General features: G+C 69.7%; 3 protein-coding genes. 2 read left to right on the plus strand and 1 reads right to left on the minus strand.

Annotated features, from left to right (window positions below):
* The first annotated feature begins 64 nt into the window (after window positions 1-64).
* The gene (locus D466_RS0109195; protein WP_018913424.1) at window positions 65-1270 is read left to right on the plus strand and encodes a GNAT family N-acetyltransferase; all 1206 of its coding nucleotides are present in this window, start codon (window positions 65-67) and stop codon (window positions 1268-1270) included.
* A complete protein-coding gene (locus D466_RS21245; RefSeq protein WP_051083723.1) occupies window positions 1267-2340 on the plus strand; it encodes a glycosyltransferase family 2 protein in 1074 nt (357 codons plus the stop codon). The genes D466_RS0109195 and D466_RS21245 overlap by 4 nt, the downstream gene beginning before the upstream one ends.
* Here D466_RS21245 and D466_RS21250 read toward each other — a convergent pair.
* A complete protein-coding gene (locus D466_RS21250; protein ID WP_051083724.1) occupies window positions 2317-7449 on the minus strand; it encodes a non-ribosomal peptide synthetase in 5133 nt (1710 codons plus the stop codon). The two genes, D466_RS21245 and D466_RS21250, sit on opposite strands and share 24 nt — an antisense overlap.
* Between the last annotated feature and the right edge of the window lie 9 nt (window positions 7450-7458).

The following is a 7458-nucleotide window of genomic DNA, read 5'->3' on the forward strand; positions in this document are numbered from 1 at the left end:
GCTTCGACGAACCATGCAGGTTGTCGCGCCGATCCGCTCCGCGGTCCCGATGCTTGTGGCCCCCATGTCGCGCCCGTGCACCGACCTGGACATCAGCGTGGTCTCGGAGCTCCAGGCCTTCGACCAGCTCGCCCCGGACTGGAAGGAGCTGCAGTCCCGAGACACCAGCAGCAGCATTTTCCTGAGCTGGGACTGGCAGCGCCTGTGGTGGAAGCACTATGGGAGCGACCGGGAACTGTGCATCGTCGTCGCTCGCATCGCCCACCAGGTGGTCGGGCTGCTGCCCCTGTACGTGGAGCGTCACCGGCGCGCTGGCGGACTGTTCGAGGCGCGCAAGCTGCGCCAGATCGGCGTGGGCGGAGACACGGCGCCCGACGATCTGGGAGGACTGTTCCTGCCCGAGCACGAACAGGACGCCAGCCGTGCCATCGTGCGCTACCTGGCCAGGGAGTTCCGGCGATGGGACATGCTCGACTGGAGCGACCTCGCACCTGGCACGGCACTGGCCCACGCGCTGCAGACGGAGCTGCGCGACGAGAGCCTGCGGGTGAACTCTGTGCTGTCGGATCCGATCACCTTCGGCAGGCTGCCCAGCTGCTGGGATGCCTACCGCAAGGGCTTGAGCCGCAACCGGCGCGAGGTCATGGGCCGCAAGCGGCGAAAGTTCGAAGCGCTTGCCGGCGCATGCTGCAGGCTCGTCGATGCCCCCACCGAGGTGGACGCGGCCTTCGATCGCCTGGCCGAGTTGCATCGTCTGCGCTGGTCGAGTCGCACCGAGCGTCCGGCGTTCTCCACGGCGCAGTACATGGGGTTCCACCGGGAACTCATGCGGGCGCTTGTGCCCCAGGGACGCCTGTGCCTGCTGGAACTCGAGCTCGGCGGCCGGAGCATCGCGATGCTCTACGGCCTGCGGTACAAGGGACGCTTCTGCCTGTTCCAGACGGGTTTCGATCCAGCGTACGCGCAGCATAGCCCGGGGGACGTGTTGATGGGTTACGCGGTCGAGTTGGCCATCGGCCAGGGGCATGACATCTTCGACATGCTCAAAGGCGATCACGAATACAAGCGCCACTTTTTCCAGGACTCGCGCCGGAACCTGCAGATCCGTGCATTCCGCCGCGGACTGGTCGACACCGCCTATCGCTTGCACGAGCTTCTCGGGCGCCTGCGCAACGCGCTGCACAAGGGCCGCGCCGCCCAAGCCGATCGGCACGGACCCGTTGTCTCGGGGAACGGCTCCGGCGCCGCGCGTCTACAGCTGCAGGCATGAGCGCGAAACCGACGCTGGCGAGGCCCCCGGTTGTCAGCGTGGTCATCGCGGCCTTCAACGCCGCCGAGACCCTGGGCGAGACGCTGCACAGTCTTCGACGGCAGACCTGGTCCGACTTCGAGATCGTGGTCGTGGACGACGGCTCGAACGACGGGACTCGGGCACTGCTTGAGGCCCAGGGCGACAAGGTGCGGACCTTCCGCCAGGAGAACGGCGGAATCGGCTCCGCCCGCAATCGCGGAATGCGCGAAGCGCGGGGGGAATTCATCGCCCTGATGGATGCCGATGACATCTGCGACCCGGCGCGCCTGCAGATCCAGCTCGACTACCTGCTGGCATGCCCCGAAATCCTTTTGTGCAGCACGGACTTCAGCAGCTTCGACGCCACGGGCCGGATCGAGCGATCCTCCATCGGTTCCTACTACTCGCGCTGCAACGCCGCTCATGGAGGCGTGGGTGCGCGCTACGACGAGCATGGCGGATTCGTCCTGCCGGTCGCCGCCTGCGGTCGGGCGATCGGCAGCGAGGTTGCCACGCACTCGGGCCGGCCCTTCGAGCAACTGCTGCTCGGAAATTTCATCCACCCGCCGACCGTGATGTTCCGGCGCGCAGTCCTCGACCTGGCAGGAAATTTCGATCCTTCCATACGCATCGCATGCGAGTGGGAATGGCTGGTCCGCGTCGCCCGAGCCGGAGCCGTGGGCTATATCGACCTGCCCCTGCTCGGATACAGGCGCTCGGCGAGCCAGATTTCCTCCAGCCCGGCGATGAACCTGGATTCACTTCGTGTGGCCCTGGCCATGCACCGACGCTATGCGCGCCCGAGCTCGCTGGAGCCGGGAGCGGTCCGCCGGCAACTGGGGCGCCTGGAGTTGCAGGCCGCCTACGCCATCGCCCCCGAGCGACGGCGCATGGCCCTGGCCTTGCTGGCCTCCAGCCTGTTGCGTCGCGGCGTGCTCAGCAGCTTGAGCCTGCGAACCCTCGTGCGCGCGCTGGTTCCCGGCGCCATGCTGCTCCGGCTGCGAGCGGCGCGCCGCCGCCGGAGCTCAACGCCCCAACAAGCGTCTTAGCCAGGATCCAGGTCCGCGCGCCGGCGCGTCAGGCGCGTCGCCTCCGATCGACGCTTCCGCCTCGCCGGAGCCCTGCGTACCGAGTTCGATTCCGGCGACCAGCTGCCCCAGGGTTTCGAAGATCAGGCGACGTAGCTCGATACGGGCTCCACCGCGCGCGGCAAACTCGACCACGGCGCGATTGGCCAGCAGCGAATGTCCGCCGAGGTCGAAGAAGTTGTCCGTGCGGCGCACGTCGGGGCTTCCGAGCAGTTCCGACCAGATCCCGGCCATGAGGCGCTCGGCCGGCGTGCCCAGGTCCTGCGCGGCGCCCGAACGAGCCGGCGCCTCGTCCCGCGGGATCGGCAGCGCGCGCCGGTCGAGCTTGCCGTTGGGCAGGCGCGGCAGCGCGTCCAGCGCCACGAAGTGCTGGGGCACCATGTACGCGGGCAGGGTCATGCGCATGTGCTCGCGCAGCGCATCCGCCGACGCGTCGCCCACACAGTAGGCCACCAGCCGGACGTCTCCGGGAACGTCCTCGCGCACGATCACCACGCAGTCGCGCATCTGCGGGTGCGCCAGCAGTCGCGACTCCAGCTCGCCCAGCTCGATGCGGTAGCCACGCACCTTGACCTGGAAGTCCAGCCGACCTCGATGCTCCAGCAGGCCGTCCGGCAGCCACCGCCCGCGGTCGCCCGTGCGGTACATTCGCCCGCCCTCGCTCCACGGATCGCTCACGAAACGCTCCGCAGTCAGCTCCGGGCGCGCGAAATAGCCGCTGGCCACCCCCGCGCCGCCAATCCATATCTCCCCGGACACGCCCACCGCGCATGGCTGGCCTTGCGGGTCGAGTACGTACACCTGCGTGTTATCGATGGGCCTGCCGATCGAGATGACCGGCGTGCCAGGCACCACGCGCCAGCAAGTCGACCACACCGTCGTCTCGGTCGGGCCGTACATGTTCCAGACCTCGCCACAGCGCCCGAGCAGGGCCGCGGCCAGTTCGGGCGACAGGCTCTCGCCTCCCACCAGCGCGCGGAACCCGGGCGATCCGGACCACCCGGAGTCGACCAGCATGCTCCAGGTGCCGGGGGTCGCCTGCATCACCGTGATTGCCTGCGTGTCGAGCAGGCCTCGCAGGCGGTCCGCGTCCATAGCGTCCTCGCGCGTGGCGATCACTGCGCAGGCCCCCACCGCCAGCGGCAGCAACAACTCCAGCACGGCGATGTCGAAACTCAGCGTGGTCACCGCGAGGATGCGGTCCGCGGCCCCAAGCCCAGGCTCCCGGCGCATCGACGACAGGAAATTGACCACCGCCGCATGCGGAACCACCACACCCTTGGGGCGCCCCGTCGAGCCCGACGTGTAGATCACGTAGGCCGCATCCTCGCCCCGGGCGTCGCACTCCGCGTCCGGCTCCTGCGGCACCGACGGCAGCGCCTCGAGCGCCTCCCTCTCGGCGTCCAGCAGCAGCAGCGGCACGGGCATGCCCTCCCACGTCGCCTGGCTTGCCTCGGTGGTCACCAGCAGGATCGGTTGCGCATCCTCGATCATGTCCTGCAGGCGCTGCCGGGGAAATGCCGGCTCGAGCGGAAGGTACGCCGCGCCGCTGCGCAGCACCGCCAGCTGCGCCACCACCATGTCGATGCCGCGCTCGACCCCGAGCCCCACCAGCCGGCCCCGGCGCGCCCCGCGCGCTCGCAGCATGCGCGCGAACTGCTCGACCCTGCGCCACAGCTGCGCATGGCTGAGCTCCCGGCCCTGCGAGTCCCGCAGCGCCGGAGTCGAATCGCCGCGATGCTCCAGCAGCAACGCGTGGACCGTGCGCGCCGCCGGCAGCTCGCGCGCCGTCGCGTTCCACTGGCGCAGGTGTTCCAGGTCTGCGGGGGTCGTCGTCGCCAGCGTGCGCAACGCCGCGTTCGGATGCTCGACGATCTGCTCGACCAATTGCAGGTAGGCCTGGAGCATGGCGTCGACCATGCCCTCGGAGAACAGCTCGTCGGAATAGGCGAACCCGAGGATCGGCGCCACCTCCGTGGCCACGTGCAACGACAGGTCGAATTGGGTTGCCCGGCCGTGCATGCGATAGGGCGTCGTGTCGAGACCGTCGAGGCACACCTCGCTTTCAGGGGTGTTCAGCACGTTGAACAACACCCGCAGATCGGCGCCCGCCTCGACGATGCGCTCCGCACGCAGACGATCCATCAGATAGTCGTAGGGCAGGTCCTGGTTCTCGAACGCGGCGAGGGCCGCGGCACGGACCTCGCGCAGCAGTTCGGCGACCGTCGCGTCGGGATCGACCGGCACGCGCATGACCAGGGTGTTGACCAAGCTGCCGACGACATCCTCGGTGTATTCGTGATTCCGGTTGGCCACAGGAAAGCCGACGGCGATGTCGTCCTGGCCGCACCAGCGCGAGAGCAGCAGCTGGAACGCGGCCAGCAGGGTCATGAAGGGCGTCACCCCATGGCTCGAGGAAAAGCGCTTTACCCGATCCATCCAGGCCACGCCGACCTCGGCACGCAACGAGGAGCCGGCGCTAGTCTCGCGCATGCCGCGCTTGCGATCGGTGGGCAACTCCAGCGGAACCATCCCACGCAGGCGCTCGATCCAGCGTTGCGCCTGGGCCTGTAAGGCCGCGTCGTCGAGCCGGCGCCGCTGCCAGAACGCGTAGTCGGCGAAGTCGTAACGCTTCGCGGGCAGCCGGGCCGCCTCGTCCGCCCGCTGCGCGCGGTACAGCTCGGCCAGCTCGCGCCACACGATGGCCCGGGCCCAGTCGTCGAGCACGATGTGGTGCATGACCAGCACGAACACATGCTCCGCTTCGCCGAGACGGACCAGCAGGAAGCGGTGCAGGGGACCCCGCTCCAGATCGAAGGGTTCGGCGATGGCGCGCTGGAGCTGCTCCGACCAGTCCGGATCGGAGCCGGCGTCGAGCAGGGTGAGCCGGGCCTCCGACGGCGCGTCTACCCACGCCATCGGCTCCAGCTTCCCGAACGCGAAGCGGGTGCGAAAGGCCTCGTGACGCGCGACCAGCGCCGTCAGGGCGCGCCTCAGGCTGCCGACATCCAGGGCCCCGCGCAGGTGCCGCGAATCCCCCATGTTGTAGGCCGCGCCGAGCGGGTCGAGTTGGTGGATGAGCCACATGCGGCGCTGCGAAAACGACACCTGTAGCGGTCCGCCGCGGTCGACCGCGGTCATCGCCTCGGTCGACCACTGCGGCCAGTTGCCCTCGAGCACCTCCGCCAGCCCGGCGATGGTCGGATGGTCGAACATGGTCGACAGCGGCACGTCCACACCGAAGGTGCTGCGCACCCGCGACACCACCAGGGTCGCACTCAGCGAATCCCCCCCAAGCTCGAAAAAATTCGAGCGCGTTCCGATAGTCTTCGCCTTGCTCAGCACCCCTCGCCAGATCTCCAGCAGCGTAGCCTCCACGCCGCTGCGCGGCCCCGAGCTGTCCGGCTCCCGCGCCTCGAAACTCGGCTCCGGCAGCGCGCGGCGGTCGAGCTTGCCGTTGGGCAGGCGCGGCAACGCGTCCAGCGCCACGAAGGCCGCCGGCACCATGTAGGCAGGTAGCCCCGCCGCCAGTTCGGCGCGCAGATCGTCGATCCCGCCCCCCGGGGCCACGACATAGGCCACCAGCGCCAGGGCCTGCGCCTGCCCGTGGGTCACCACCGCAGCCTCGCGCACCCCGGCGCAGGCATACAACGCGGCCTCGATCTCGCCCAGCTCGACGCGCTGACCACGCAGCTTGACCTGCGTGTCCAGGCGCCCGAGGAACTCCAGGCGCCCATCGGCCAGCCAACGCACCCGGTCGCCGGTGCGGTACAGCCTGCCGCCCGCATGCCACGGGTCGTCCACGAAGCGTTCGGCCGTCAACTCCGGGCGCTTGAGGTAACCCCTGCCCACCCCGACGCCCCCGACGGAAAGTTCCCCGGCCACCCCGCAGGGCAGCGGGCGCCCTCTGTCGTCGAGTACGTACAGCTTCACGTTGGCCGTCGGTCGCCCGATCGGCACGATGGCCCGCGGCTCCAGCGGCAGCGCCACCTCCTGCCACGCGCTGTCGCAGCTCGCCTCGCTGGGGCCGTAGAAATTGCCCAGCCTGACCCCGGGAAAGGCATGCAGGAACTGCCCGGCCAGATCGCTGTCCAGCGCCTCGCCTCCGCACAACATGTAGCGCAACGGGACCGGCGCGCGGAACCCCGGCGCCGCCAGCAGCGCGCGCAGCAGCGACGGCACGAGCGTGAGAATCGTGATTCCGCGGCGGCCGACCTCCAGCGCCAGCGCGTCGACATCGCGCTCCAGCCCCGGCGGCGGCAGCACCAAGGTCGCACCGAAGGCCAGCGTGCCCAGGATCTGCCAGATCGACGGATCGAAGCTGATCGACGTCGATTGCAGAACCCGGTCCTCGGAACGAAAGCCGAGTACCCGATGGTGGTACCACAGCAGGTCGTTGGCCAGCCCCCGCTGCAGGTTCATCGCTCCCTTGGGCCGCCCCGTCGAGCCCGACGTGAAGATCACGTAGGCCAGGTCTTGCGGGCCCGCCTCGTCGGCCAGGCGCTCCACCGCCCCCTCGGGCACCGGGCCGCCGTCGGCCTCGACCACCAGCACCCGTGCCGACGGCGCCAGTTCGGCGAACATCCGCGCACTACCCGCATCGCTCAACAGCACCGGCGCGTCCGCGTCCTCCAGCATCTGGCGCAGGCGCTGCGCCGGGTAGTCGGGGTCCAGCGGCATGAAGGCCCCGCCCGCCTTCACGACGGCCAGCAGACCCACCACCAGCCCGAAGCCGCGCCGCATGCCCAGCCCGACGATCACCTCCGGTCCCACACCGGCCGCGCGCAGACGCACCGCCCAATGCTCCGACAGGCGGTCGAGCTCGAGGTACGACATCGACGCATCGCCGAACACCAGCGCCGTCGCCTCCGGCACGGCATCGGCACGCGCACGCAGCCACGACGCGACGCCTCCTTCGATCCGGTAGTCCACCTCGCTGGCGTTCCAGGTCGACAGCACCTGCTCGCGCTCCGCCGCGTCGTACCAGGCCAACTCCCCGATCGGCGTCTCGGGCGACGCCACTACCGAGCGCAGCAACACGTCGAAGCGCCGCGCCATGCGCTCGACCATCGCTTCGTC

This window comes from Thiomonas sp. FB-6, assembly GCF_000377645.1.
In the GTDB taxonomy this organism is placed as follows: Bacteria; Pseudomonadota; Gammaproteobacteria; order Burkholderiales; family Burkholderiaceae_C; genus Thiomonas_A.

Coding starts and splice junctions, on each gene's coding strand:
- D466_RS0109195 (WP_018913424.1), top strand. CDS start 65: ATGTCGCGCCCGTGCACCGACCTGGACATCAGCGTGGTCTCGGAGCTC.
- D466_RS21245 (WP_051083723.1), top strand. CDS start 1,267: ATGAGCGCGAAACCGACGCTGGCGAGGCCCCCGGTTGTCAGCGTGGTC.
- D466_RS21250 (WP_051083724.1), bottom strand. CDS start 7,449: ATGGTCGAGCGCATGGCGCGGCGCTTCGACGTGTTGCTGCGCTCGGTA.